The sequence below is a fragment of the Labrys wisconsinensis genome (assembly GCF_030814995.1).
Lineage (GTDB): Bacteria > Pseudomonadota > Alphaproteobacteria > Rhizobiales > Labraceae > Labrys > Labrys wisconsinensis.
Genome location: NZ_JAUSVX010000001.1, coordinates 442,061 through 466,812 on the forward strand (window position 1 = coordinate 442,061; position 24,752 = coordinate 466,812).

Consider the following 24,752-nt stretch of genomic DNA (forward strand, 5'->3'; position numbering starts at 1 on the left):
GCCACGTCCGCCGGCTAGAGGCCGTTGAGGGCCATGGGAGATCCTGCGCCTACCGCACCACGCGCCAGGCCATCAGCCCGTTGCCGCCCTCGAGCGGCAGGCGGACCAGGAAATCCGGGGTCTCGCCCTTCACCAGGCGCGCGGCGAGCCCCTGCGGCGCCTCCCTGGCATAGTTCGCCTGCTCGGCGGCGGACGGGCAGATCACGACATAGTCGATCGCCCGCTCCGTCAGCACCCGCCGGGCGACCGCGTCCGAGCCCAGCATGACGTCGAGCATGGCGCCGTTGCCGGCGACGTTGCGGTGATAGGGCGCGGCAATGATCGAATGCGGCGTCTCGGCCAGGATCGCCGGCCCGAGATCGATGAAGGAGAGCACGCGCCCCGTCGGCAGGGCGGCGAGCGGCTGCACGTCCCGAACGCCGGTGCAGCGCCTGGCATCGGCGGCGGCCTGGGTCGCGGGCTTGGCGCGGATCCGGTCGACCGCCGCCTTCGCCGCCTCCCCCAGGGAGAGGAGCGACAGGGGCGACAGCAGGACCGCCACGACCAGGGCGCGGCGCGCATAGGCCGCCTCGACGGTGGGCATGAGCACCGCCAGCGCCGCGCCGAGCAGCGGCGCGCTGCTCAGCGCCGCCGCGGTCGCGCCGCGGATCTCCCACAGGCTGACGCAGAAATGGGCGGCCGTCGCCGCCAGCATGATGCCCCAGGCCAGGCTCCTCTCCTTGCCGCTGCGGGCCCAGGCGATCGCCGCGGCGACCATCGCGATCAGCGGATAGCCGAAGACCGCCAGGCACTCCTCGGGAAAGTTCCGGACCATGCGGGGGAAGGACAGGGTTTCGACGACGGTGTCGAGCCAGAGCGTCTGGATGCGCGGATCGACCGCACCATAGGGCGCGCGCAGGCACTCCGGGAACGCCAGCGCGAAGGCGCCGGCCACGAGGGCGCCGATGCCCGCGGCGACCGTCAGCCGCAGGGCCCGCGTCGAGGCCGGCCGCGCCGCGACCGTCGCGATCATGGCAAGGCCCAGCCCGCCCCCGCCGGCCAGCAGCAGCACCGGCCCGCCGAAGCTGTCGCAGACCGGGCGCAGCAGCGTCGCGACGTCGACGAAGAGCGGGAACAGCACGAAGGCGGTGCCTGCCAGGGACAGTCCGAGGATGCGCGCGCCTCGTGCCGCCGCCGCGCCGCGCCAGATCGCGAACAGCGTCACCGCAAGGCCGACGGCGACGATGATCGGGATCATCTCGACGCCGATGGCCATCGAGAACGCGGCCATCGCGCCGGCCAGAGCGGGATAGCGCCAGTGCCGGTCGAGCTGGCCGGCGCACAGGGCGAGGCCGAGCATCAGCACGGTCTGCGCACCGTGGTGGTCGATGCAGCCGGCCCGGAAATGGCCGAGGGTCGCGACGCCGAGCGCGCTCAGGGCCAGCGCCGGGACCACGGCGCGCGGCCCGGCAAGCTTGTCGGCGATGCGGCAGACCAGGGTCATGGCCGCGCCCAGCAATGTCAGCGGCCAGGCGATCATGGCCAGGGCTTCCGCGCCGGCCTGCCCGACGAACGGGCGCGTTGCGAGGATGATCAGGGCCAGCGGAATGTCGATGATCCGCGACCAATGGATCGAGATGCCGTCCGGCGGCATGCCGCGGTGCTGGACGAGATCGTACCAGCCCTGCCCGTTCAGGAGATCGCGCACTTCGACGAGGTGCATGGCATCGTCGGTCGACAGGGCATCGAGGATGTTGCCGCCGAGCAGGGACGGCGACAGCACCAGCGCGACGCTGACCCACAGCAAGGGCAGCATCACGAATTCGGGCCGCAGAGCGGATTTCGCGGCCGGCGCGGGAGAGGTTGCGCTGATCCCATGCATCGAGGCCGATCCCTGCCGCCGCCTATCGAGGCTCCGGTCGCGGCAAAAGCCCGCGCCCGAACCCTTGCGCGGTATAGGATCGCCGGTCTTACGATCGATTTAACGGCCCGGCGGCTCAGGACGAGCGCAGGCGCTTGGGCTTGACCGCGTGGGTCGGGCGCCCGGCCGCGCCCTGCAGCTCCTGGCGGAACTCGTCGCGCCGCTCATGGATCGAGGCGATGACCGGGCCCGTGGCGACGCCGAGGCCGACCAGGGCCGCCTCGGAGAGCTGCAGGCTGGCCTCGATCGTCTCGGGCACGGCGTCGGTCACGCCCATGGCGTAGAGGGAGCGGGCATGGTCGGCATCGCGCGCCCGGGCGACGATGACGAGCTCGGGCCGGAGCGCCCGCGCCGTGGCGACGATCGCCTCGACCTCCTTGGCCTTGTCGATGGTGACCACCAGGGCGGAAGCCTCCATCAGGCCGCAGCGCTCCAGGAAGGCCGCGTCGGTGGCGTCGCCCCAATAGACCGACTTGCTCTCCCGCCGCCAATGCGCCACGCCGCGCGCATCCGCATCGACCGCGAGATAGGAGACGCCGTGCCGGCCGAGCATGTCGGCGACCAGGTGACCGACGCGGCCGTAGCCCACCACGATCGCCCGCCGCGCGCCGTCGGTCGGCAGCGGCGCCTGCACCTCCGGATCGACCGGCACGGGTCGCTCGAAGCGCTTGCCGAGGCGATGGCCGGCGATGCCGAGCAGCGGCGTCAGGGCCATGGACAGCGAGGCCACGGCAACGGCGAGCGCCGCCTGGTCCGGGGCGAGGATGGATTCGTCCGCCGCGATCTGGAACACCACGAAGGCGAACTCGCCGGCAGGGGCCAGCAGGAAGGCCGCCTCGATCGCCACCGGCCGCGACAGCCGGAACACCCGCGCCAGCACGAACACGAGCAGGCCCTTCACCAGCAGCAGGCAGGTGAGCGCCGCAACGACCAGGCCCGGATGCTGCAGCACCGTCGCCAGGTCGAGACTCATGCCGACGGCGAAGAAGAACACGCCGAGCAGCAGGCTCTTGAACGGCTCGATCGTCGCCTCCACCGCGCGGCGATACTCGGTCTCGGCGATGAGCAGGCCGGCGATGAAGGCGCCGAGCGCCATGGAGAGGCCGGCGGAGGCCGCCACCATGCCGGTGCCGATCGCCACCAGCAGCGTCGCCGCCATGAAGAACTCGCGGCTGTCGCGCCCCGCCACCATGCGGAACAGCGGGGCGAGCAGGAATTTTCCGACCACGACGATCAGGCCGATGGTGACGGCGGCCTTGATGAGGCCGAAGGCGAGTCCCTGCAGCACCGAGCCCTCGGGATGCGAGCCGACGATGAACAGGATCGGCACCACGGCGAGATCCTGGCAGATCAGAATCGCGAAGGTGGCGCGGCCGGTGGCGGAAGCCACGCGCTTCTCGCCCGCCAGCACCTCGATGACGATGGCGGTCGAGGAGAGCGCCAGGGCAGCGCCCACGGTGAGCGCCGCCGGCAGGTCGAGGAAGCGGCTCGCCACCAGGCCGATGGCCAGCGCCGAGAGCAGAACCTGCAGGCCGCCGAGCCCGAACACCAGCCGCCGCATGCTGGTGAGGCGCGCCAGCGTCAGCTCCAGCCCGATGACGAACAGGAGGAAGACGACGCCGTACTCGGCGATCGCGGCGATGGTCTCGCGCTCGCGGATGGTCACCCAGTCGATGGCCGGCAGCAGCGGCCCGAGCGCGCCCAGCCCGTTCGGCCCGAGCGCCACGCCCGCCGCCAGGAAGCCCAGCACCGGGCTGACGTTGAAGCGGCGCACGAAGGGAACGACGATCGCCGCGGCGCCGAGCACCACCAGCATGTCCTTCGTGGCAACCAGATTGTGCACGGCCCCCGCCAAGCCCCGTCCTCCCATGATGCGAACCGGGACAGTGTGGACGCAAGCGTGGCGAGATCAAAGCCGAATGCGACGAATGATGCCCCGCGCGACATCAACGACGGCCGCGGGACGGGCGGCGATCGTCGCGGCTGATGCAGCGGTCGCGGTTTCTACCGCCCCCTCGACAGCCGAGAGCCGGCTGCCTCAGAGCTTCCAGCCCGAATGGATCGCGGCGATGCCACCGCTCAGCGGCCGGTGCGTCACCCGCGCGAAGCCGGCCTCGCGGATCATCGCGGCGAAGGCCTCGGGCTTGGGGAACTTGCGGATCGACTCCACCAGATAGCGATAGGGCTCCGCCTCGCCCGTCACCAGCCGGCCCATCGGCGGGATGACGTTGAAGGAGTAGAGGTCGTAGATCCGGTCGAGCCCGGGCAGGTCGACGCTGGAGAACTCCAGGCAGAGGAAGCGCCCGCCGCGCCCGAGCACCCGGAAGGCCTCCGCCAGCGCCCGGTCGATGCGCGGCACGTTGCGGATGCCGAAGGCGATGGTGTAGCCGTCGAAGCTGCCCTCGGTGAGCGGCAGAGCCTCGGCATTGGCCTCGATGAAGTCGAGCTGCGCCGCGTGGCCGCGTGCCGCCGCCCGCTCCCGGCCGACCGCCAGCATCGAACCGTTGATGTCGAGCACGCTGACGCGGGTCTGCGGTCCGCCGGCCTCGATGATGCGGAAGGCGACGTCGCCCGTGCCGCCGGCCACGTCGAGGTGACGGAAGGCCCGGGAGCGCGGCGGATTGAGCTGCGTGACCAAGGCCTCCTTCCACAGCCGGTGCAGCCCGCCGGACATCAGGTCGTTCATCAGGTCGTAGCGCGCGGCCACCTTGTGGAAGACCTCGTCGACCAGCGTCTGCTTCTCCGCCAGGGGCACGGTGGAGAAGCCGAAATGGGTGTCGGCGGTCTGCGGCATGGGCTCCTCGTGTCGGCGGGCAGCTCCCCCGCGATCCGGCGCGCGAGCCATAGCGCAGAGCAAGCGGCGACGCTATCTCTGACGCATGCCCGAGCTTCCCGAAGTCGAAACCGTCCGCCGCGGCCTCGAGCCCGCCATGACCGGCGCCCGCATCGAGGCCGTCACGCTGAACCGCGCCGACCTGCGTTTTCCCTTCCCGCCGCGCTTCGCCGCCAGGCTGAAGGGGCAGACCGTGATCGCGCTCGGGCGCCGGGCCAAGTACCTCCAGGCCGATCTCGGTTCCGGCGAGGTCCTGGTGATGCATCTGGGCATGAGCGGACGCTTCCGCGTCACCGGGCCGGACGGCCGCGTCAGCGAGCCCGGCGAGTTCGAGGCCGAGCCGGGCGGCGGCCCGCGCCACGACCACGTGGTGTTCCGCCTCTCCAACGGCTTCACCGTCACCTACAACGACACCCGCCGCTTCGGCTTCATGGACCTCGTCGCGCGCGCCGAGCTGGAGACCTCCCGCCATTTTCGCGACATCGGCGTCGAGCCCCTCGGCAACGCCCTCGACGGTCCGCTGATCGCCCGCCTGTTCGCCGGCAAGGCGGCGCCGCTCAAGGCCGCCCTGCTCGACCAGCGGCTGATCGCCGGCCTCGGCAACATCTATGTCTGCGAGGTGCTGCACCGTGCCGGCCTCGCCCCGCAGCGCGCCGCCGGCACGATCGACGCCGGGCAGGCCGAGCGCATCGCCGCCGAGATCCGCGCGGTGCTGAGCGAAGCGATCGAGGCCGGCGGCTCGACCCTGCGCGACTATGCCCATACCGACGGCTCGCTCGGCTATTTCCAGCACCGCTTCCGCGTCTACGACCGCGAGGGCGAGCCCTGTCCGACGCCGGGCTGCCGCGGCACGATCGCTCGCCTGGTGCAGTCGGGCCGCTCCACCTTCTGGTGCGAAGCCTGCCAGCGCTGAGCCGGCCGATTGCGCCGTGCCCGCCGATTGCGCCGTGCCGGCCGGCACGCTAGAGGCTGGAGGACCGGTCCTGGCCAGGAGCCCGCCATGTCCTTCGAGACCATCATCGCCGAGACCCGGGGCCGCGTCGGCCTGGTCACGCTGAACCGGCCCAAGGCCCTCAACGCCCTCGACAGCCGGGTCGCGGCCGAGCTGACCCGGGCGCTCGCCGCCTTCGACGCCGACCCCGGCATCGGCGCCATGGTCGTCACCGGATCGGACAAGGCCTTCGCCGCCGGCGCCGACATCAAGGAGATGGCCGACAAGACCTTCCCGGCGGTGGTGCTCGACGACTTCATCGCCGCCTGGGACGGGATTCCCCGCCTGAAGAAGCCGCTGATCGCCGCGGTGGCCGGCTTTGCCCTGGGCGGCGGCTGCGAGCTGGCCATGATGTGCGACCTGATCATCGCCGCCGACACCGCGAAGTTCGGCCAGCCGGAGATCCGGCTCGGCGTCATCCCCGGCATCGGCGGCACGCAGCGCCTGGCGCGGGCCATCGGCAAGGCCAAGGCCATGGAGATGGTGCTGACCGGCCGGCTGATGGACGCGGCGGAAGCCGAGCGCGCCGGCCTGGTCGCCCGCGTCGTGCCCGCCGCCGCGCTGGTCGAGGAGGCGCTGAAGACGGCCGAGGCCATCGCCGCCCTGTCGACGCCCGCGGTGGTGGCCGCCAAGGCGGCGGTCAACCGCGCCTTCGAGACCGGCCTCGCCGAGGGCATCTGCTGGGAGAGGCAGGCCTTCTACGCCCTGTTCGCCACGGCGGACCAGAAGGAGGGCATGGCCGCCTTCGTCGAGAAGCGACCGCCCGCCTTCCAGAATCGCTGAGCGGAGCCGGGAGACCCCGCCCGGGCGGCGATCCGCCGCCGCGCGGCCGCAGAACCGCCCTTCCCTCGCCGCCGACGCGCCACGAACGGCGGCGTCGGGGCGCCGTACTGCGTTTTTTGCTGCGTTGCGCTCGACAGGCCGGGTCGCGATCCCCCACATTGGCGTCCCATCAGCCAAGGACCGCCGCATGCCGCATGAAACACCCCTGATCGCCACCCTCGTTGCCGGCCTCGGCCTGGCCTTCGTCTTCGGCGCGATCGCCAACCGGCTGCGGCTGTCGCCGCTGGTGGGGTACCTGGTGGCCGGTGTCTTCGTCGGGCCGTTCACCCCGGGCTTCGTGGCGGATCAGGCCCTGGCGCCCGAGCTCGCCGAGATCGGCGTCATCCTCCTGATGTTCGGCGTCGGCCTGCACTTCTCGCTGAAGGACCTGATGTCGGTGAAGGCCATCGCGGTGCCCGGCGCGGTGGTGCAGATCGTCTTCGCCACCCTGCTCGGCGCCGGGCTCGGCTGGATGCTCGGCTGGACGCTGCAGGCGGGCCTGGTCTTCGGCCTGGCGCTGTCGGTGGCGAGCACGGTGGTGCTGCTGCGCGCCCTGCAGGAGCGGCGGCTGGTCGAGACCGAGCGCGGGCGCATCGCCGTCGGCTGGCTGATCGTCGAGGATCTCGCCATGGTGCTGGCCCTGGTCGTGCTGCCGGCGCTCGCCAGCGCCGGGGGCGGGACCGCGGCCGCGGCCGACCCGCTGGCCGCGCGCTTCGGCCTCGGCCTCACCGGGGTTCTGCTGCTGACCCTCGCCAAGGTCGCGGCCTTCGTCGCGCTGATGCTGATCGTCGGGCGGCGGGTCATCCCCTGGATCCTGCACTATGTCGCCCATACCGGCTCGCGCGAGCTCTTCCGACTCGCCGTGCTCGCCATCGCGCTCGGCGTCGCCTTCGGGGCCGCCAAGCTGTTCGGCGTGTCGCTGGCGCTCGGAGCCTTCTTCGCCGGCATGATCCTCAGCGAGAGCGAGCTCAGCCACCGGGCGGCGGAGGAATCGCTGCCGCTGCGCGACGCCTTCGCGGTGCTGTTCTTCGTCTCGGTCGGCATGCTGTTCGACCCGACCGTGCTGATCGAGAACCCCTTCCCGGTGCTGGCGACGGTGTTCATCATCGTCATCGGCAAGTCCGTCGCCGCCTTCCTGATCGTGCTGGCCTTCCGCCATCCGCTCGGCACGGCGCTGACCATCTCGGCCAGCCTCGCCCAGATCGGCGAGTTCTCCTTCATCCTCGCCACCATGGGCGTCAACATGGCGCTGCTGCCGGCCGAAGGGCGCGACCTGATCCTGGCAGGCGCCATCCTCTCCATCGTGCTCAACCCCTTCATCTTCGTCGCCGTCGACCGGCTGAAGCCCTATCTGGACCGCAACCGCCGGGCCGCCGCTCCGGCGGCTGCGCCCGCCAGAGCCGATGCGCAGGCCGCCGCCGAAGCGCCGCCGGCTGCCAAGGTCACGGGGGACGAGACGCTCCTGCGTCCCACCGAGCTCAAGCAGCACACGGTGCTGGTCGGCTACGGCCGGGTCGGTTCCCTCGTCGGCGCGGCCCTGAAGCAGAGCGGCACGCCGTTCCTGGTCATCGAGGACGGCGACAAGACCGTCGCCCGGCTGCACGCCGCCGGCATCGAGACGCTGTACGGCAACGCGGTGGACGACGAGGTGCTGCAGGCCGCCAACCTGCCGGCGGCGAAGGCGCTGATCGTCGCCATTCCCAACGCCTTCGAGGCCGGGCAGGTGGTGATGCGGGCCCATGGCCTCAATCCCGGGCTCACCATCCTCGCCCGCGCCCATTCCGATGCGGAGTTCGATCACCTGGTGAAGCTGGGCGCCGAGACCGTGATCGTCGGCGAGCGCGAGATCGCCCGCGGCATGATCGACCGCCTGGCCTCGGTCGCCGCCGCCACGCCGGGCGAAGGGGCCGCGCCCATCGGGGGGGCCGCGTCTTGAACGGCCGGCACGACGCATGCGCTGGCCTGTTGACGGCGCCGCTCGCCCGATGTAATGAGCCGCCCACGATGGCGGACGCGGAGACGCGACCGGCCTTTTTTGTTTTCCCGGCGCCGGTTCGGACCAGCATGCAGCCTTTGGGCTGCATGGTTCGTCGTCGCCCCTGACGAGGCGAGTGTCATGGCCAACACGAAATCGGCCAAGAAGGCCGCGCGCAAGATCGAGGCGCGCACCGAGATCAACAAGTCGCGCCGTTCGCGCATGCGCACCTTCATTCGCGGCGTCGAGGAGGCTCTCGCGGCCGGCGACCAGGCGCTCGCGCAGGCGGCGCTGCAGAAGGCCGAGCCCGAGATCATGCGTGCAGCGCAAAAGGGTGTCGTGCCGTCCAATACTGCATCGCGAAAGGTTTCGCGCCTGACGCAGCGGGTCAAGAAGCTCAGCGCCTGAGCTTTCGCAGTCACGAACGCGCTTTTTGAAGCCCGGCCCCTCGGCCGGGCTTTTGTTTTGGTCGGAGCCATAGTCCCGAGGAGAAACGCGGTCAGATCTCGGATACCATGATACCTCCGAATCGTAAGTTTTCGATTTTGACCTTGACTCGCGCTTTGTTGCACAGAGTCGTCACATGCTCCACTTCGATCAGATTTATACCTTGTATATCAATTACTTACGGGCCAAAGCGCCGAGCCCTCCGGCGCGGGCGCCCCACGGGCGCCATGTTTTGCCGCGACGGGGAACTTTTACGCCTCCGAAACGAAATCACGAAAATGCTTTGCCGCCTTCTCGATTACAGAGACTCGTCAACGCGTTGCGATTTTGTCGGCAGGAGGCGTCCCGGAACGAATCGGAGCCGCAAGCGCCAACTTAACGAATCGTTGAGAAATCGGTGTTGCATGACCCCGGAAGGGTCTTGTAATGTCCTCTCCAACGGGCCATTTGCAGTTCCCTTCCAAAATATCCATTGATGTGCGGTGATCTTCGCTCAAGAGGATCTTGCCATTGCCGGTTGCTGGAAGCTCACTCAAACGTGCCCTATATCATATTCGATTGCGGAAGCTGCGGCATTGTTGAGTTCCGGCAGGGCGAAAGGCTTGGCGGGGCGCAGCGGATGCTTTCTTCGGCGCCGCCATGCCGTAGAAAGATTTGCTCAGCATTATGGGCACCAGGAGAGCTATGTCGTCGGGGTGGCAAAATGACTATGCAGGGGACGTCACGGCACGCGAGGCCTATGACATCCTGGGACAGGAGGCGAGAGCGCAGCTCGTCGATGTCCGCACGAAGGCCGAGTGGTCCTTCGTCGGCGTGGCCGACCTCTCGCCCCTGGGCAAGGAGCCGATCCTGCAGGAATGGCAGCGCTACCCCGCCATGGATCTCGCCCCCGACTTCGTCGCCGCCCTCGAGCGCGAGCTGGAGCGCCGCGGCGTCTGTCGCGAGGATCCCGTCCTCTTCCTCTGCCGCTCGGGCGCGCGCAGCCTCAGTGCCGCCAAAGCGATGATCGCGGCGGGCTGGCGCGGCAGCCGGAACATCTCCGGCGGCTTCGAAGGACCGTTGGACGGTGATCGCCACCGCGGCGGCACGGACGGGTGGAAAGCCTCAAGGCTTCCCTGGATCCAATCCTGACAGCATGACCTGGACGAAAGGCCGAACGTGCGGCGTTGCCGCGCGCGGTCTGGAGTCTTGTCTCGAACCACTCGATAAAGTGATTGCGGCCATGAAATCGAGCGAAAGTCTTTCCCCCTCCCTCGGCGAGTCCGCGCTGACGACGCCGGACACGACGGCGGCCTGGGATCGCGTCAAGCGGCGCCTGCGCGCGGAATTCGGCGAGGATGTGTTCTCCAGCTGGTTCGCCCGGCTCGATCTCGACGAGGTCACCGACGACATGGCCCGCCTGTCGGTCCCGACGCGCTTCTTGCGTAGCTGGATCCAGGCCCATTACGCCGACAAGATCCTCGGGCTGCTCTCGGCCGAGCTGCCTGTCGTGGCGCGCCTCTCGCTCGGCGTGCGCTCGGCGGTGAGGCCGGTGGTCGCCGCCGTGCGGCCGACCGTCGCCGCTGCCGAGCCGGCACGCCCGGCGCCGGTGCTGCGGAGCGTCGAGCTGACGCCGCGCGAGGACGAGCTCACCTCCTCGCCGCTCGACCGGCGCATGACCTTCGACACCTTCTTCCTCGGCCGCTCCAACGCCCTCGCCCATGCCGCGGCGCAGCAGGTGGCCAAGGCCGATCCGGGCGAGCCGGCGCTCTACAACCCGCTGTTCATCCATTCCGCCGTGGGCCTGGGCAAGTCGCACCTGATCCAGGCCGTGGCCCACCTCGCCGAGGGCCGCGGCCGGCGGGTGCTCTACCTCACGGCCGAGCGCTTCATGTACAGCTTCGTCGCTGCGCTGAAGGCGCAGACCGCCATCGCCTTCAAGGAGAAGCTGCGCGCCATCGACCTGCTGGTCATCGACGACCTGCAGTTCCTGGCCGGCAAGACGCTGCAGCAGGAGTTCTGCCATACCCTCAACGCCCTCATCGACGCCGGCCGCCAGGTCGTCGTCGCCGCCGACCGTCTGCCGAGCGAGCTGGAGGCGTTGGAGGAGCGGATGCGCTCGCGCCTGTCGGGCGGGCTGGTGGTCGAGATCGCTCCCCTCGACGAGGAGCTGCGCGTCAAGATCCTCAAGGCGCGCATCGAGAGCGCGCGCGTGCATCAGCCCGGATTCGAGGTGCCGGACACCATCGTCGCCTATGTCGCGCACCAGGTGAACTCGAACGGCCGCGACCTCGACGGCGCGGTCAACCGCCTGCTCGCCCATGCCTCGCTCTCCGGGGCCGGCATGTCGCTGGAGACGGCCGAGGCCGCCATCCGCGACCTCGTCAAGAACCGCGAGCCGCGCCGCGTCAAGATCGAGGACATCCAGCGCATCGTCGCCAAGCACTACAATGTCAGCCGGGCCGACATCCTGTCGCTGCGCCGCACCGCGACGGTGGTCAAGCCGCGCCAGGTGGCGATGTATCTGTCCAAGGCCCTGACGCCGCGCTCCCTGCCGGAGATCGGCCGGCGCTTCGGCGGACGCGACCACACCACGGTGCTGCACGCGGTGCGCAAGATCGAGGGCCTGGTCGGGCGCGACACCTCCCTGGCGGAGGAGGTCGAATTGCTCAAGCGCCTGCTTTCGGAGTAGACCGGGGCAGGGCCCCGGTTCTGAGGGACTGGCGCCGACCTGCCGGGCACCGGAGCGCGCATGACGGCCAAGATCGGCATCCTCACCCTGTCCGACCGGGCCAGCGCCGGCGTCTACGAAGACCGGAGCGGCCCGGCGATCGAGGCCTATCTCGGCGAGGTGCTGACCTCGCCCTGGCAGGCGGTCGCCCGGATCATCCCCGACGACCGGACCGGCATCGAGGCGGCGCTGATCGCGCTCTGCGATGCGGAGGGCTGCGCCCTGGTCTGCACCACCGGCGGCACCGGCCCGGCGCGGCGCGACGTCACGCCCGAGGCGACCGAGGCGGTCTGCAACAAGATGCTGCCAGGCTTCGGCGAGCTGATGCGCCAGGAGAGCCTGAAATATGTGTCGACGGCGATCCTCTCGCGCCAGACCGCCGGCATCCGCGGCTCGTCGCTGATCGTCAACCTGCCGGGCAAGCCGGCCTCGATCCGCCAGTGCCTTGCGGCGGTCTTCCCCGCCATCCCCTATTGCATCGACCTGATCGGCGGGCCGTACCTGACCACCGATCCCGCGCTCTGCAAGGCCTTCCGCCCCGGCGCCTGACTCCTCAGACGAAGGGCGCGAACAGGTCCGGCCGCAGCGGCAGCAGCCGCCGGAAATAGGCCCGTCCCTCCTCGGAAATAGTGCTCGGCCCGGCAAAGAAGGCGGCCGGCATGTGCCGCGTCCGGCCCGCCACGGCTTCGAGCGGCACCAGCGCGGGTGCGGTCCGGCTGCCGTCGAACTGCAGCGCCACCGATCCGCTGGTCTCGAAGGCGCTTTCGGCGGCGAACTGTCCGGCGGCAAGGGCCTCCCGCCTGTCGGTCTCGTCGATCACGCCGAGATAGCCGCGCGGGAGATAGCCGAGCGTGTCGACGCGGGCCCGCGCCTTGGGGAAGCGGGCCTTCAGCGCCGCCTGGACGGCGAGGCCGAGATCGCCGCCGGTGAGCTGCAGATTGCCGTGCGCGTCGCGCTCCGCCGCGCCGGCCAGCGCCTCCGCCAGCGGCCGGCCCGTCTCGTCCTGCACGCCCTCGGACATGGCGACGACGCAGCGCCCGAGCCGGTCGTGGACCGCGGCGACCTCCTCCAGGAAGCGCGGCAGCGAGAAGGGGTGCTCGGGAGCATAGACCAGGTGCGGCGCATCCTCCTCCCGGCGCTGCCAGGCCGTGGGCGCTGCGGTCAGGAAGCCGGCGTGGCGGCCCATGACGATCGCGACATAGATGCCCGGCATGGCGCGGAAATCGAGCTCCATGCTGGCGAAGGCCTGGGCCACGAACAGGCCGGCGGAGATGAAGCCGGGGACGTGGTCATTGGCTTCCAGGTCGTTGTCGATGGTCTTGGGCGCGTGCACGAAGCTGCGGCCGCCGGCCGAGCGGCGGCGCAGCAGCTCCAGCGTGCCGGCGGTGTCGTTGCCGCCGATATAGACGAAGGCGCGGGCCGAGAGAGCATCGAGCGCGGCGAGGATGGCGTCGCAGGCCGCCGGGTCCGGCTTGTCGCGGGTGCTGCCGAGCGCCGCATTGGGCGTGCGGCCGAGGCGCGCGAGGTCGGCGTCGGAGAGGGCGCCGAGGTCGACCATGTCGCCGGCGGTGAGGCCGCGCACCCCGAAGCGGGCGCCGAGGATGCGCAGCGCCGGGTCGCGGCGGCGCGCGGCGAGCACCGCCCCGCGCAGCGTCTCGTTGATCACGGCGGTCGGGCCGCCGCCCTGGGCGATGACGATCGACGACATGGCTCCTCCCCACGCAAGATGCCCCGAGCGCACCCGGCCCCGGTGGGACGGGCGGCCGTCGGCGCGACGCCAGGGTACACGATCGGCCCGGCCCCGTCCTCGCGGCAGCGCCGCCGCAGCAGCGCGAGATTCCGCTTAGCGCCGGTCTTGCCGGCCGATATTGTCGCGCGGCCCGGGCCGGGCGTCCGGCTCTCTCGACCCTGCGTCCGCCGATGTTCAAGCCCTATCCCGGTCCCGGCCCCGAGCCGATCGGCTTCCTGCTCGTGCCGCAATTCTCGATGATGGCCTTCTCGGCCGCTGTCGAGCCGCTGCGCGTCGCCAACCGCCTCTCCGGCCGGAGGCTGTTCAGCTGGCACACCGCGTCGGTCGACGGCGCGCCCGTCGCCTCCTCCGGCGGCATGGCCCTGCCGGTGGAGAGGCGCCTGGCCGACCTCGCCGCGATCCCGACGCTGATCGTCTGCGCCAGCTTCGAGCCGGAAAAGGGCGCGGGCAAGCCGACGCTGGCGGCGCTGCGACGCCTGGCCCGGCGTGGCACCACCATCGGCGCGCTCGACACCGGCGCCTGGATCCTGGCGGCCGCCGGCCTCCTGGAAGGGGCGAGCGCCACCATGCACTGGGAGGCGGCGCCCGGCTTCGCCGAGGCCTTCCCCGACATCGCCATCAGCGAGGCGCTGTTCGAGGTCGGCGGCAACCGCTTCACCTGTGCCGGCGGCACCGCGGCGCTCGACCTGATGCTGGACATGATCGCCCGCAAGCACGGCCAGTCCCTGGCGGTGGCGGTCTCCGAACAGTTCATCCACGATCGCATCCGCGACCGCCACGACCGCCAGCGCATGAGCCTGCCCAGGCGCCTGGGCGTGGTCAACGGCAAGCTGCTGCGCGTGGTCGAAGCGATGGAAGGGCATCTGGAGACGCCGCTCGACGCCCGCCGGCTCGCCGGCCTCTCCGGCGTCTCGCCACGTCAGCTCGAGCGCCTGTTCCGGGCCCAGCTCAAGGAGTCCCCGTCGGCCTATTACCTCAAGCTGCGCCTGGAGCGCGCCCGCGGCCTGCTGCGCCAGACCGACATGAGCGTGATGGAGATCGCCATGGCCTGCGGCTACTCCTCCGCCTCCTGCCTGTCGCGCTCCTATCGCGGCCATTTCGGCATCGCCCCGCGGCAGGATCGGATCGAGCCGGCGCAGGCGCCCGCTCCGCGCTGACCCCTCCGCCCCGCTCTTTTCCAGCCGAGGCCGCAGCGGCGCGGCACGCGACACCGCGCCCGCACGATAATGATTGCATGCTATTAATTAGCATACTATCTTATCGTCATGACCGAGCTCGACAGCCTGCGCCTCGCCGTGACCAGCACCATGCACAAGGTCGGCCGCCACTGGCGCCGCCTGGTGCAGGACGTCACCGCCACCCACGGCATATCCGAAGCCTGCGCCCAGCCCCTGATCATCATCGGGCGCCTTGGCGAAGGCGTGCGCCAGGGCGTGGTGGCCGAGGAGGTCGGCATCGAGGGGCCCTCGCTGGTGCGCCTCCTCGACCAGCTCTGCGCCGGCGACCTGGTCGAACGCCGCGACGACGCCGCCGACCGGCGCGCCAAGACGCTCTGGCTGACGGCCCGGGGCCGCCGCACCACCCAGCGCATCGAGCGCGAGCTGGTGGCGCTGCGGACTCGCGTCCTCGCCGACGTCAGCCGCGAGGACCTCGAGGCGGCCCTGCGCGTGTTCCGGGCCTTCGACGCGGCTGTCGGCCGCGGGGCCGAGGCGGCCGCGATGGCGGAGGCCGCCCTGTGATGCCGACCGCGGCGCTTCCGACCTGGCGCGACTGGCTGTTCTCGGCCAAGGCCTTCCTCGCCTCCATGCTGGCGCTCTGGATCGCCCTGGCGGCCGGCCTGTCCCGCCCCTACTGGGCGATGGCGGCGGTCTATGTCGTCGCCAATCCGCTCTCCGGCGCCACCACCTCCAAGGCGCTCTACCGCGCCCTCGGCACCCTGCTCGGCGCGGCCGGCTCGATCCTGCTGCTGCCGCCGCTCGCCGACACACCGGAACTCTTCAGCCTGGCGGTGGCGCTGTGGACCGGCGGCTTCCTGTTCGTCTCGCTGCTCGACCGCACGCCGCGCAGCTACGTCTTCATGCTGGCCGGCTACAGCCTGCCGCTGATCGCCCTGCCCACCGTGTCCGAGCCCGGCACCATCTTCGACGTCGCCGTGGCGCGCACCGAGGAGATCACCCTCGGCATCGTCTGCGCCAGCCTGGTCTTCGCCCTGGTGCTTCCCGTCCGTGTCGGCCCGGTGCTCGGCGCCCAGGCCGCGGCCTGGCTGCGCGATGCCGGCGCCTGGGCCGGGGCGATCCTCCGGCGCGAGGGGGCGACCGGCGCGACGCGCGAGCGCCAGCGCCTCGCCGCCGACATCCGCGCCATGGACATGCTGATCAGCCAGATCGCCTACGATGCCGCCACGCCGGTCGCGACGCGGCAGGCGCGCGAGCTGCGCGGGCGCATGGCCGTGCTGCTGCCGATCCTCTCCTCGCTCGCCGACCGGCTCGAAGCGGTCCGGGCCAATGGCGCGGAGCCGGCCGGGCTCGCCGCCGTCACCGCCGGCATCCTCGCCTGGATGGAGGCCGGCCCCGAGGCCGCGCCCGATGAGGTCGACCGCCTGCAGCAGGCTCTCGCCGCCCTGGAGCCGCGCGGCGCGGCGGCCCGCGACTGGGACGGGCTGGTGCTCTCCAGCGCCCTGGAGCGGCTGAAGGAGCTGGTCGATCTCTGGCAGGACTGCCGCGCCCTGCAGCGGCGGATCACGCTCGGCCACCGCGCCGACCGCTGGAAGCCGGCCTTCCGCCACCGCCGCACCGTCGGCGCCCGGCCCCATTACGATTTCGGCCTGCTGCTGTTCTCGGCCGGCTCGGTGGTGCTGGCGACCCTCGCCGCCTGCTTCGTCTGGATCGCCACCGGCTGGGACCAGGGCGCCGGCTGCGTCATCATGACGGCGGTCGGTTGCTCCTTCTTCGCCGCCCTCGACAACCCGGCGCCCCAGATCCGCAGCTTCGTGATCTGGATGGGGGTGAGCGTCGTCGCCTCCGCCGTCTACCTCTTCGCCATCCTGCCCGCCGTGCACGATTTTCCCATGCTGGTGGCGGTCTTCGCCGTGCCCTTCCTCATCGTCGGCACGCTGGTGACGCGGCCGCAATTCACCATGATCGCCATGCTGCTGGCCGTGAACACCGCCTCCTTCGTCGGCCTGCAGGCGAGCTACAGCGCCGACTTCGCCACCTTCGCCAACGGCAACATCGCCTCGGTCGCCGGCGGGCTGTTCGGCCTCGTCTGGTCGCTGGTGACGCGCCCCTTCGGCGCGGCCTTCGCGGCGCGCCGCCTGGTGCGTGCCGGCTGGGCCGACATCGCCGCCACGGCGCGCGGCGGCGCGAACCGGGATCCCGACGTGTTCGCCGGCCGGGTGTTCGACCGCCTCGGCCAGCTCGTGCCGCGGCTGGCGCAGACCGCCGACCCCGACGTCGCGGCCGCCGACGGGCTGGCGGAGCTGCGCATCGGCATGAACATTCTGGACCTCCAGCGCATCCGCCCGGCCCTGCCGGCGGGGCTCCACCCGTCCCTCGACGCGGTGCTCGACGGCGTCGCCGCGGCCTTCGGCCGGCGTGTCGCCACCGGCCGGGCCGAGCCGGCGCCGGAAAGCCTCCTGCGCGCCGTCGATGCCGCGCTCGCGGCCTTGACCGAGGCGCGGATCGGCACCGGCGAGCGCGCCGGCCTGCAGGCCCTGGTCGGCCTGCGCCGCGCCCTGTTCCCCCACGCACCCGGCCCGCTGCGCCTGGGTCCGCTCGCCGCCGCCCTGCCGATCGCCGCGGAATAGGAGCCGCCATGATCAACGATCTCGACCTCTTCGGCGTCTATGTGCCCGGCGCGCTGGTGCTGGCCTGCCTCGCCTTCGCCCTGCAGCTGGTCCTGCGCCGGCTGCTCGCCTGGGCCGGCGCCTACCGCCTCGTCTGGCACCCCGCCCCGTTCGACGTGGCGCTGTTCGTCATCCTTCTCAGCGGCCTCGCCGCGCTCACTCAACGGTTCGTGTCGTGAAACGCTTCCTCTCCGTCCTCGGACGTGTCCTTCTCACCCTCGTCGTGGTCGCGGCCGCCGCCGGCGCCGGCTGGCGCGCCTGGGACACCTACATGAACGAGCCCTGGACCCGCGACGGCCATGTCCGGGCCGACGTGGTCGGCGTCACGCCCGACGTCTCCGGCCTCGTCAGCGAGGTGCTGGTCAGAGACAATCAGGCCGTGCACAGGGGCGACGTGCTGCTGCGCATCGACCGGCAGCGCTTCGAGCTGGCGCTGCAGCTCGCCGAAGCGGCGGTGGCGGGCCAGAAGGCGAGCCTCGACCAGGCCCGGCGCGATGCGGTGCGCTACCAGCAGCTCGGCAGGGATGTCGCCTCCCAGCAGAAGATCGAGCAGGCGCAGGCGGCGCAGGCCACCGCCGAGGCCTCCTATGCCCAGGCCCTGGCCAACCGCGACATCGCCCGCCTCAACCTCGAGCGGTCCGAGATCCACGCGCCCGCCAACGGCATCATCACCAACATGTCGCTCAACCCCGGCGACTACGTCACCGCCGGCAAGGCCGTCATGGCGCTGGTCGACAGCGACAGCCTCCGGGTGGAGGGCTATTTCGAGGAGACGAGGCTGGCGCGCATCCGCCTCGGCGACCCCGTCGAGATCCATCTGATGGGGCAGGCCGCGACGCTCACCGGCCGTGTCGAGAGCATCGCCGGTGGCATCGAGGACCGCGAGCGCAGCGACGGCTCCAGCCTGATGGCCAGCATCAACCCGACCTTCAGCTGGGTGCGCCTGGCCCAGCGCGTGCCGATCCGCATCAAGCTCGACCCGGTGCCGGAGGGCGTGCGCCTGGTCGCCGGCCTCACCGCCACCGTCGCCGTCAAGCCGGCAGGCTGAACCGTCAGCCGCCCAGGAGCCGCCCCACCACCCTGGCGGTATAATCGACCATCGGCACCACCCGGGCATAGTTCAGCCGGGTCGGGCCGATGACGCCGAGCACGCCGACGATCTGCTGCGAGGCGTCCCGGAACGGGGCGGCGATCATCGAGGAGCCGGAGAGCGAGAACAGCTTGTTCTCCGAGCCGATGAAGATGCGCACGCCGTCGCCGGCCTCGGCCCGGCCGAGCAGGTCGATCAGGTCCTTCTTGGCCTCGATATCGGCGAACAGCAGGCGGATGCGCTCCAGGTCGTCCGCCGCCTTGAGGTCTTCGAGCAGATTGGCCTGGCCGCGCACGATCAGCTGCTGCGGCAGGCCTTCGCCGCTGCCGCCCCAGCTCGCCAGCCCGTCGGCGACCACGCGCGCCGTCAGGGTGTCGAGCTCGGCCCGGCCCGCCTCCAGCTCCTTCTGCGTCTCGACCTGCAGCTCGGCCAGGGTGCGGCCGCGCAGGCGGGCGTTGAGATAGTTCGACGCCTCCACCAGCGCCGAGGTCGGCAGGCCGAGGGGGATGTCGACCACCCGGTTCTCCACCGCCCCGTCCTCGGCGACCAGCACGACCAGGGCCCGCGTCGGCTCCAGCCGCACGAATTCGAGGTGCTTGAGGCGCGGGTCGCGCTTGGTGGTGACGACGACGCCGGCGCCGCGCGACAGGCCCGAGAGCAGGGTGGAGGCCTCGGTCAGCACGCCTTCCAGGGTGCGCGAGGAGGCCCGCACCTGGGCATCGATCCGCGCCCGGTCGGCGGCGGCGAGGTCGCCGAACTCCAGCATGGCATCGACGAAGAAGCGCAGGCCCAGCTCCGTCGGCATGCGCCCGGCGCTGGTGTGCGGCGCCTGCACCAGGCCGAGCATCTCCAGGTCCTGCATCACGTTGCGCACCGAGGCGGGCGACAGCGTCGAGGGCAGCAGCCGCGAGATGTTGCGCGAGCCGATCGGCTCGCCGGTGGCGAGATAGCTCTCGACGATCTGGCGGAAGATCTCGCGCGAGCGCTCGTTGAGCTGGGCGAGCTCTCCGGAGGTGACGAGCGTCATGGCGGACATCGGCGGGGACTGCGAAGGATTTCCTTCCATGCCTCGATCTTGGGGGGTGGGCGCCCCGATTTCAATCCCCGCGACGACGCTTCGCCAGCCGCCAGGCCCGCCCGTCGATCGCGGCGAGGCCGAGACCGATCAGCGCCATGCCCGCGAACTGCGCCGGCGCCAGGCGCTCGCCCAGCACCAGCCCGCCGAGCAGGATGGCCGAGACCGGGATCAGGAAGGTGACGAGCGCGAGGTTTGTGGCGCCGATGCGCCCGAGCAGACGGAAGAAGATGACATAGGCGAGCGCCGTGGAGGCGAGCGCCAGGGCGATGAGCGCCGCCCAGGTCGTGCCGGAGGGCATCGGCAGCCGCCAGAAGCCGTCGGCGAGGGCGGCGATCGGCAGCATCATCGCCGTGGTCGCGGCCAGCTGGCCGAAGGCGGTGGTCAGCGGCGGCACGCCGAGGCGGCGGAAGCGCCGGCCGAAAATGCCGGCAAAGGCGTAGGACAGCGCCGCGCCGAGGCAGGCGAGCTCGCCGAGGACGCCGCCGGAGAGCCGCCCGGCGAGGCCCGGCCCGATCATGGCGGCAACGCCGGCGAAGCCGAGCAGCACCCCGGCCACCCGGCCGCCCGTCGCCTTCTCGTCCGCGGTCAGCCAATGGGCGACCACCACGGTGAACAGCGGCGTGGTGGCGTTGAGGATCGCCGCCAGCCCCGAAGCGATCTGGGTCTGGCCCCAGAAGATCAGGCTGAACGGCAGGAGGTTGTTGAGGAAGCCCATGCCGAAGAAGGCGGCCCAGACGGAAGGCTGGCGCGGCAGCGTCTGGCCCGTGGCCCGAAGCACCGCCAGCAGGGCCGCGGCGGCCAGACCGACCCGGATCAGCACCATGGTCAGCGGCGGCACCTCGGCGAGCGCCACCTTGGAGAAGAAGAAGGAGCCGCCCCACAGCACCGAAAGGGCGAGGAGCAGCAGCCAGTCGCCGGAGGCGATGGCGGCCGGGCGGTGGGAGGGCAGTGTCAGCGGGGTGTCGGTCATGCCTCCCGTCTTGCCGCCAATCGCACCGGCGCGCCATCCGAAACTTGCGATACAATTGGTACGGCTGTGCTGTTTTTCACAGATCTGGTTCTGCGTTAACGGTATTGCATTGCGGCTCGGGGCAATATTCGCCTTACTGCACGTCACGAATCGTGGAATCGCCATGTCGGACGCCATCGCCCATCTCTACGACAGCGTGCTCGCCTTGCGTCATGCCGCGCCCGAGCGATCGCGGACCGCCAAGCTGTTCCGCGACGGCATGCCGAAGATGGCCAAGAAGCTGGCGGAGGAGGCGGCCGAGGTGGCGCTCGACGCAGTGCAGGGCAACCGCTCCGCCGTGATCCTGGAGAGCGCCGACCTGCTCTACAATCTCTGCGTCCTCTGGGCCGGTGCCGGCATCAGGCCGGCGGATGTCTGGGCCGAGCTCGCCCGGCGCGAGAAGATGATGGGCGTCGCCGAGAAGCTGCCCAAGGGCCCGTCCCTGTTGCAGAACGTGACCGCGGCCTGAGGGCTGGTCCATCGAACCCCGGTTGCGTCGAGGCCGGAGCATCCGCGGGAAGGAATGAGCCTGCTCCATACTGGCGGACCAATTGACGGCGACCTGGCTGAACGCGCTCACGACGGCGATCGTCATGACGGGAGCCGGGATGTTCGCCGCTCCGGGCGAACCTGCGTCGGGGAGACGGGCGGATCGTTCCCTCTGGAGATGTCGGACGCGGCCCGCACCGGGCGCGCCGACTACCCCGTCCCTGCCCGGTCGATCACGTGGAAGAACGAGCCCGTGACCAGGCCGCGCCGGCCGCCCATCGGGCCGAGGTCCGTCCCGTTGGCGTCCGTCACCCGGAACGGCGCCTCGTCGCCGGCATGGAGCGTCGTCGCATAGTGGAACTCGTGGCCGCGCAAGGCGCTGCCCGCCCGCCCGAGCGGGCCGTCCACGGCGAGGCGGGCATGGCGGTAGCCCAGCGACATGCGCCGCCTGGCGAAGCTGGTCTCGAGGTCGAGCAGGCCGGCCATGGCATGGGGCACGCCGTCGGCGTCGACCAGCACCCGGCCGAGCGTCATGTAGCCGCCGCACTCGCCGTGCACTGGCCGGGTCGCGGCGAAGCGGCGCAGGCCGTCGAGGAAGCGCGTGTTCGCCGCCAGCCGCCCGGCATGCAGCTCGGGATAGCCGCCCGGCAGCCAGGCGATGTCGGCGCCGGGGTCCGGCGCCTCGTCCGCCAGCGGCGAGAAGGGCACGATCTCGGCGCCGGCGGCGCGCCAGCCTTCCAGGAGATGGGGATAGACGAAAGAGAAAGCGGCATCGCGCGCCAGGGCGATGCGCTGGCCCGGCGGATCGAGCCCGGCGCCCGGCGCCGCCGGACCGGCCGCCGCCGGTTGCGCCAGGGCGCGCACCGCGGCAAGGTCGACATGGGCGGCGACGAAGTCGGCGAGGTCGTCGAGGATGCGCTCCAGCCCGGGCGTCTCCTCGGCCTGGACCAGACCGAGATGGCGCTCGGGCAGCACCAGATCGGGCCGGCGCGGCAGGGCGCCGACCACGGGGAGGCCGGCCGCCTCGATGCCGCGGCGCGCCAGGGCGAGGTGGCGCTCGCTCGCCGCCTTGTTGAGCACCACGCCCGCCACCGCCACATCGGGCCGGAAGGTGGCGAAGCCCTTGGCCACGGCCCCGGCCGACTGGCTCTGGCCGGAGACGTCGAGCACCAGCAGCACCGGCCAGCCGGTCCGCGCCGCGATGCCGGCGGAGGAGCCGTCGTCGGTGGCGCCGGGCGCGGCGACGCCGTCGAACAGGCCCATCAGCGCCTCGCAGACCACGAGATCGGCCGATGCGGACGCTGCGGCAACGAGCCCGTCCAACAGGGCCGGCCGCATGGCCCAGCCGTCGAGATTGCGGCTGGTGCGCCCTGCAGCCACCGCGTGGAAGCCGGGATCGATATAGTCCGGCCCGCACTTCATCGGCTGGACGACGGTGCCGGTGCGGGCGAGGGCCCTGAGGAGGCCGAGCACCAGCGTGGTCTTGCCGGAGCCGGAGCGGGGAGCAGCGACGAGGAGGCCGGGAGCGGTCATGCCCCGTTCCTGCCGCGTGCGGGCCTGCCATGCAAGGGCCGGCTGGCTCGCCGGGGTGCGGCGGCGCAACCGCCCTTGCGCCGCCTGCCGGCCATGCCCATATCGACCATGGCGGGAACCCCCGCCGGGCGGCGATGCCGACAGGGTCTCCGCTCCAAAGTCGCTTCCAGCGAGGACTTTGAGATGTCGCGCGTACCGACGCTGAATTCGCCCTTCCTGCTGGGCTTCGACGAGATCGAGCGGGCGCTCGATCGGGTCGCGAAGTCGGCGGGAGACGGCTATCCTCCCTACAATATCGAGCGCGTGGGCTCGCCCGACCGGCCGCCGGAGCGGCTGCGCATCACGCTCGCCGTCGCCGGCTTCACCCGCGAGGAGCTCGACGTATCGGTGGAGGAGAACCAGCTCGTCATCCGCGGCCGCCAGCAGGACGACAAGAGCCGCGTGTTCCTCCACCGCGGCATCGCCGCCCGCCAGTTCCAGCGCACCTTCCTCCTCGCCGACGGCATGGAGGTGATGGGCGCCGACCTCAGGAACGGGCTGCTGTCGGTCGATCTCATCCGGCCCGAGCCCGAACGGGTCGCCAAGAAGATCGACATCGCGGTCCGCGACTGATCCACACGTAACCTTTTGCGCACCTTGCACGTTCATACTGCGAGCTGCCACGTTCAGGAGGGCATCATGACCCAGAACGACAAGTCTCTTGCGCCCACGCCGGAAATGCTGGCGGCCCTCGGCGCCGGCCACATCGCCTATGTCCGCCCGATCATGTCGGAGGACGCGGCGCGCCTCTATCCGCAGGTCGGCGAGATCCGTCCCGGCATCAAGCTGTTCACCCTCAACGCCGCCGACGGCACGCCGATCATGATCTCCGACTCCCGGGAGGCCGCGGTGGCGAACGCCTGGGAAAACGAGCTGACGCCGCTCGCCGTGCATTGAGGTTGTTCGACGCCCGGTGGAGCCTCTCCTCCGGACGTCGCAGTCGAGTTGCGGTGCGTAGAACCCGATCGCCCGGTCGGGGGCTGGCCGGCTTTTCCGTCCACGCCGCGTTGCCCCTCCCCGGCCGTGCATCCCGGTTCCCGCGCAGAAGCCCTGCCCGCCATCCCTCCCCGAGGACGCGCCCTGCATCCGTCCGCCCCGATCCTCGACGATGGGCCGCCACGGCGTCCGATGGGCCACGGCGCCGACTTCCCGGAGGGTTGAGCCGCTTCAGGCCTCGGCCACAGGCGTCCAGATCACCTGCTCGATGCGGCTCGCGCCGGTGGCCAGCATCGCCAGCCGGTCGAAGCCGAGCGCGATGCCGCTCGCCGGCGGCATCAGCGCCAGCGCGGCCAGGAACGCCTCGTCCAGGGGGTAGCGCTCGCCATAGATGCGCTCCTTCTCCGCCATGTCCGCCTCGAAGCGCCGGCGCTGCTCCGCCGGGTCGGTCAGCTCGCCGAAGGCATTGGCGAGCTCCAGGCCGCAGGCATAGAGCTCGAAGCGCTCGGCGAAGCGCGGATCGTGCGGCGCGGGACGGGCGAGCGCCGCCTCGCTGAGGGGATAGTCGCACAGGATCGTCGCCCGCCCCTGCCCCAGATGCGGCTCGATCCGCTCGACCAGCACCCTGGAATAGATGTCCAACCAGCTGTCGTCCGCCGCCACCCGCGTCCCGGCGGCGCGCGCGGCGTCCGCCAGGGCCTCGCGGTCGCCGGTGCCGGCGGCATCGACGGTCGCCGGCAGGTCGATGCCGGCGAAGGCCTGGAAGGCCGCCGCCACGGTGAGCCGCTCCGGCGTCGCGAAGGGATCGGCGGCGCGGCCGCGGAAGGCGAAGCGCCGCCGGCCCGTCGTCTCGGCCGCAAGGGCCAGGATCGCGGCACAGTCCGCCATCAGCGCCTCGTAACCCTCGCCCGCCCGGTACCATTCCAGCATGGTGAACTCGGGATGATGCGTCGCCGTGCGCTCGCGGTTGCGGAACACGCGGGCAAAATCGAAGATGCGGGTCTCGCCGGCCGCCAGCAGCTTCTTGCAGGCGAATTCCGGCGAGGTGTGGAGATAACGCCGCTGGGTCGTCAGGTCCGGGCCGACCAGCTCGGTGGCGAAGGCGTGGAGATGGGTCTCGTTGCCCGGCGAGACCTGCAGGATCGCGCCCTCGACCTCGACGAAGCCGTCCGCCGCGAAGAAGGCACGCAGGGCCGCGGCGATGCGGTTGCGGGCGAGGAGGAAGGGCCGGCGGTCCTCGTGCACATGAGGCCGCCACCAGGCGGAGGCATCGGTCATGCCGGCTGCTTAGTCCCTCGCCGCCGCA

At 71.4% G+C, this 24,752-nt stretch carries 23 protein-coding genes; 15 read left to right on the plus strand and 8 right to left on the minus strand.

Features of this window, described 5'->3' with window-relative positions:
- Nucleotides 1–49: 49 nt before the first annotated feature.
- The 3 genes from QO011_RS01980 to ubiE form a co-directional block, all read right to left on the minus strand.
- On the minus strand, nucleotides 50–1,795 hold the full coding sequence (locus tag QO011_RS01980; protein ID WP_307266951.1) for a hypothetical protein: 1,746 nt from the start codon (nucleotides 1,793–1,795) through the stop codon (nucleotides 50–52).
- Between the two features lie 181 nt (nucleotides 1,796–1,976).
- Nucleotides 1,977–3,743: a cation:proton antiporter domain-containing protein gene (locus QO011_RS01985; RefSeq protein WP_307266953.1), complete on the minus strand. Its 1,767-nt coding sequence runs from the start codon at nucleotides 3,741–3,743 to the stop codon at nucleotides 1,977–1,979.
- A gap of 195 nt (nucleotides 3,744–3,938) precedes the next feature.
- Nucleotides 3,939–4,694 (minus strand): bifunctional demethylmenaquinone methyltransferase/2-methoxy-6-polyprenyl-1,4-benzoquinol methylase UbiE, encoded by a 756-nt coding sequence (ubiE, locus tag QO011_RS01990; protein WP_307266956.1) that lies wholly within the window; start codon nucleotides 4,692–4,694, stop codon nucleotides 3,939–3,941.
- Nucleotides 4,695–4,779: 85 nt separating this feature from the next.
- Between ubiE and mutM the strand changes: the two genes are divergently transcribed.
- The 7 genes from mutM (at nucleotide 4,780) to mog (ending at nucleotide 12,227) form a co-directional block, all read left to right on the plus strand.
- Nucleotides 4,780–5,646 carry a bifunctional DNA-formamidopyrimidine glycosylase/DNA-(apurinic or apyrimidinic site) lyase gene (gene mutM / locus QO011_RS01995; RefSeq protein WP_307266958.1) on the plus strand — a complete coding sequence of 289 codons (867 nt, stop codon included), beginning with the start codon at nucleotides 4,780–4,782 and terminating at the stop codon, nucleotides 5,644–5,646.
- 87 nt (nucleotides 5,647–5,733) lie between these two features.
- Complete coding sequence (locus tag QO011_RS02000) at nucleotides 5,734–6,507, plus strand: enoyl-CoA hydratase (protein WP_307266961.1); 774 nt, start codon at nucleotides 5,734–5,736, stop codon at nucleotides 6,505–6,507.
- A 187-nt stretch (nucleotides 6,508–6,694) separates the two neighbouring features.
- Nucleotides 6,695–8,482 carry a YbaL family putative K(+) efflux transporter gene (ybaL, locus tag QO011_RS02005; RefSeq protein WP_307266963.1) on the plus strand — a complete coding sequence of 596 codons (1,788 nt, stop codon included), beginning with the start codon at nucleotides 6,695–6,697 and terminating at the stop codon, nucleotides 8,480–8,482.
- 180 nt (nucleotides 8,483–8,662) lie between these two features.
- On the plus strand, nucleotides 8,663–8,929 hold the full coding sequence (gene rpsT, locus QO011_RS02010) for a 30S ribosomal protein S20 (RefSeq protein WP_307266965.1): 267 nt from the start codon (nucleotides 8,663–8,665) through the stop codon (nucleotides 8,927–8,929).
- Between the two features lie 723 nt (nucleotides 8,930–9,652).
- Nucleotides 9,653–10,099: a rhodanese-like domain-containing protein gene (locus tag QO011_RS02015; RefSeq protein WP_307266968.1), complete on the plus strand. Its 447-nt coding sequence runs from the start codon at nucleotides 9,653–9,655 to the stop codon at nucleotides 10,097–10,099.
- A gap of 91 nt (nucleotides 10,100–10,190) precedes the next feature.
- The gene (gene dnaA, locus QO011_RS02020) at nucleotides 10,191–11,639 is read left to right on the plus strand and encodes a chromosomal replication initiator protein DnaA (protein WP_307266970.1); all 1,449 of its coding nucleotides are present in this window, start codon (nucleotides 10,191–10,193) and stop codon (nucleotides 11,637–11,639) included.
- A 60-nt stretch (nucleotides 11,640–11,699) separates the two neighbouring features.
- On the plus strand, nucleotides 11,700–12,227 hold the full coding sequence (gene mog, locus QO011_RS02025; RefSeq protein ID WP_307266973.1) for a molybdopterin adenylyltransferase: 528 nt from the start codon (nucleotides 11,700–11,702) through the stop codon (nucleotides 12,225–12,227).
- A gap of 4 nt (nucleotides 12,228–12,231) precedes the next feature.
- Here the strand turns inward: mog and QO011_RS02030 are convergent, their stop codons facing one another.
- On the minus strand, nucleotides 12,232–13,386 hold the full coding sequence (locus QO011_RS02030; protein ID WP_307266975.1) for a diphosphate--fructose-6-phosphate 1-phosphotransferase: 1,155 nt from the start codon (nucleotides 13,384–13,386) through the stop codon (nucleotides 12,232–12,234).
- A 212-nt stretch (nucleotides 13,387–13,598) separates the two neighbouring features.
- On the opposite strand from QO011_RS02030, the gene QO011_RS02035 reads away from it, so the two are divergent.
- The 5 genes from QO011_RS02035 to QO011_RS02055 all read left to right on the plus strand — a co-directional run bounded on the left by QO011_RS02035 (nucleotide 13,599) and on the right by QO011_RS02055 (nucleotide 18,320).
- The gene (locus QO011_RS02035) at nucleotides 13,599–14,585 is read left to right on the plus strand and encodes a GlxA family transcriptional regulator (RefSeq protein WP_307266977.1); all 987 of its coding nucleotides are present in this window, start codon (nucleotides 13,599–13,601) and stop codon (nucleotides 14,583–14,585) included.
- Nucleotides 14,586–14,693: 108 nt separating this feature from the next.
- Nucleotides 14,694–15,167 carry a MarR family winged helix-turn-helix transcriptional regulator gene (locus tag QO011_RS02040; RefSeq protein ID WP_307266979.1) on the plus strand — a complete coding sequence of 158 codons (474 nt, stop codon included), beginning with the start codon at nucleotides 14,694–14,696 and terminating at the stop codon, nucleotides 15,165–15,167.
- The gene (locus QO011_RS02045; protein ID WP_307266981.1) at nucleotides 15,167–17,233 is read left to right on the plus strand and encodes an FUSC family protein; all 2,067 of its coding nucleotides are present in this window, start codon (nucleotides 15,167–15,169) and stop codon (nucleotides 17,231–17,233) included. The genes QO011_RS02040 and QO011_RS02045 overlap by 1 nt, the downstream gene beginning before the upstream one ends.
- 8 nt (nucleotides 17,234–17,241) lie before the next feature.
- Nucleotides 17,242–17,451, plus strand: coding sequence for a DUF1656 domain-containing protein (locus QO011_RS02050; protein ID WP_307266983.1), 210 nt, complete (start codon nucleotides 17,242–17,244; stop codon nucleotides 17,449–17,451).
- Nucleotides 17,448–18,320 (plus strand): efflux RND transporter periplasmic adaptor subunit, encoded by an 873-nt coding sequence (locus QO011_RS02055; protein WP_307266986.1) that lies wholly within the window; start codon nucleotides 17,448–17,450, stop codon nucleotides 18,318–18,320. The genes QO011_RS02050 and QO011_RS02055 overlap by 4 nt, the downstream gene beginning before the upstream one ends.
- A 4-nt stretch (nucleotides 18,321–18,324) precedes the next feature.
- On the opposite strand, the gene hrcA is transcribed toward QO011_RS02055, so the two are convergent.
- Together hrcA and QO011_RS02065 are read right to left on the minus strand one after the other, a co-directional pair.
- Complete coding sequence (gene hrcA, locus QO011_RS02060; protein WP_370881887.1) at nucleotides 18,325–19,398, minus strand: heat-inducible transcriptional repressor HrcA; 1,074 nt, start codon at nucleotides 19,396–19,398, stop codon at nucleotides 18,325–18,327.
- Between the two features lie 61 nt (nucleotides 19,399–19,459).
- The gene (locus QO011_RS02065) at nucleotides 19,460–20,410 is read right to left on the minus strand and encodes a DMT family transporter (RefSeq protein WP_307266989.1); all 951 of its coding nucleotides are present in this window, start codon (nucleotides 20,408–20,410) and stop codon (nucleotides 19,460–19,462) included.
- Nucleotides 20,411–20,573: 163 nt separating this feature from the next.
- Here QO011_RS02065 and hisE point away from each other — a divergent pair, with 163 nt between their 5' ends.
- Nucleotides 20,574–20,918, plus strand: a complete 345-nt coding sequence (gene hisE, locus QO011_RS02070; RefSeq protein ID WP_307266990.1) for a phosphoribosyl-ATP diphosphatase — start codon at nucleotides 20,574–20,576, stop codon at nucleotides 20,916–20,918.
- Nucleotides 20,919–21,148: 230 nt separating this feature from the next.
- On the opposite strand, the gene QO011_RS02075 is transcribed toward hisE, so the two are convergent.
- Nucleotides 21,149–22,471 carry a cobyrinic acid a,c-diamide synthase CobB gene (locus tag QO011_RS02075; protein WP_307266992.1) on the minus strand — a complete coding sequence of 441 codons (1,323 nt, stop codon included), beginning with the start codon at nucleotides 22,469–22,471 and terminating at the stop codon, nucleotides 21,149–21,151.
- Between the two features lie 183 nt (nucleotides 22,472–22,654).
- On the opposite strand from QO011_RS02075, the gene QO011_RS02080 reads away from it, so the two are divergent.
- On the plus strand, nucleotides 22,655–23,083 hold the full coding sequence (locus QO011_RS02080; RefSeq protein WP_307266995.1) for an Hsp20 family protein: 429 nt from the start codon (nucleotides 22,655–22,657) through the stop codon (nucleotides 23,081–23,083).
- A 66-nt stretch (nucleotides 23,084–23,149) separates the two neighbouring features.
- The gene (locus QO011_RS02085) at nucleotides 23,150–23,407 is read left to right on the plus strand and encodes a BQ00720 family protein (RefSeq protein ID WP_307266998.1); all 258 of its coding nucleotides are present in this window, start codon (nucleotides 23,150–23,152) and stop codon (nucleotides 23,405–23,407) included.
- Nucleotides 23,408–23,677: 270 nt separating this feature from the next.
- Here QO011_RS02085 and epmA read toward each other — a convergent pair whose 3' ends face one another.
- Entirely contained in the window at nucleotides 23,678–24,724 is a 1,047-nt protein-coding gene (epmA, locus tag QO011_RS02090) for an EF-P lysine aminoacylase EpmA (RefSeq protein ID WP_307267001.1), read from the minus strand.
- Nucleotides 24,725–24,752: the final 28 nt, after the last annotated feature.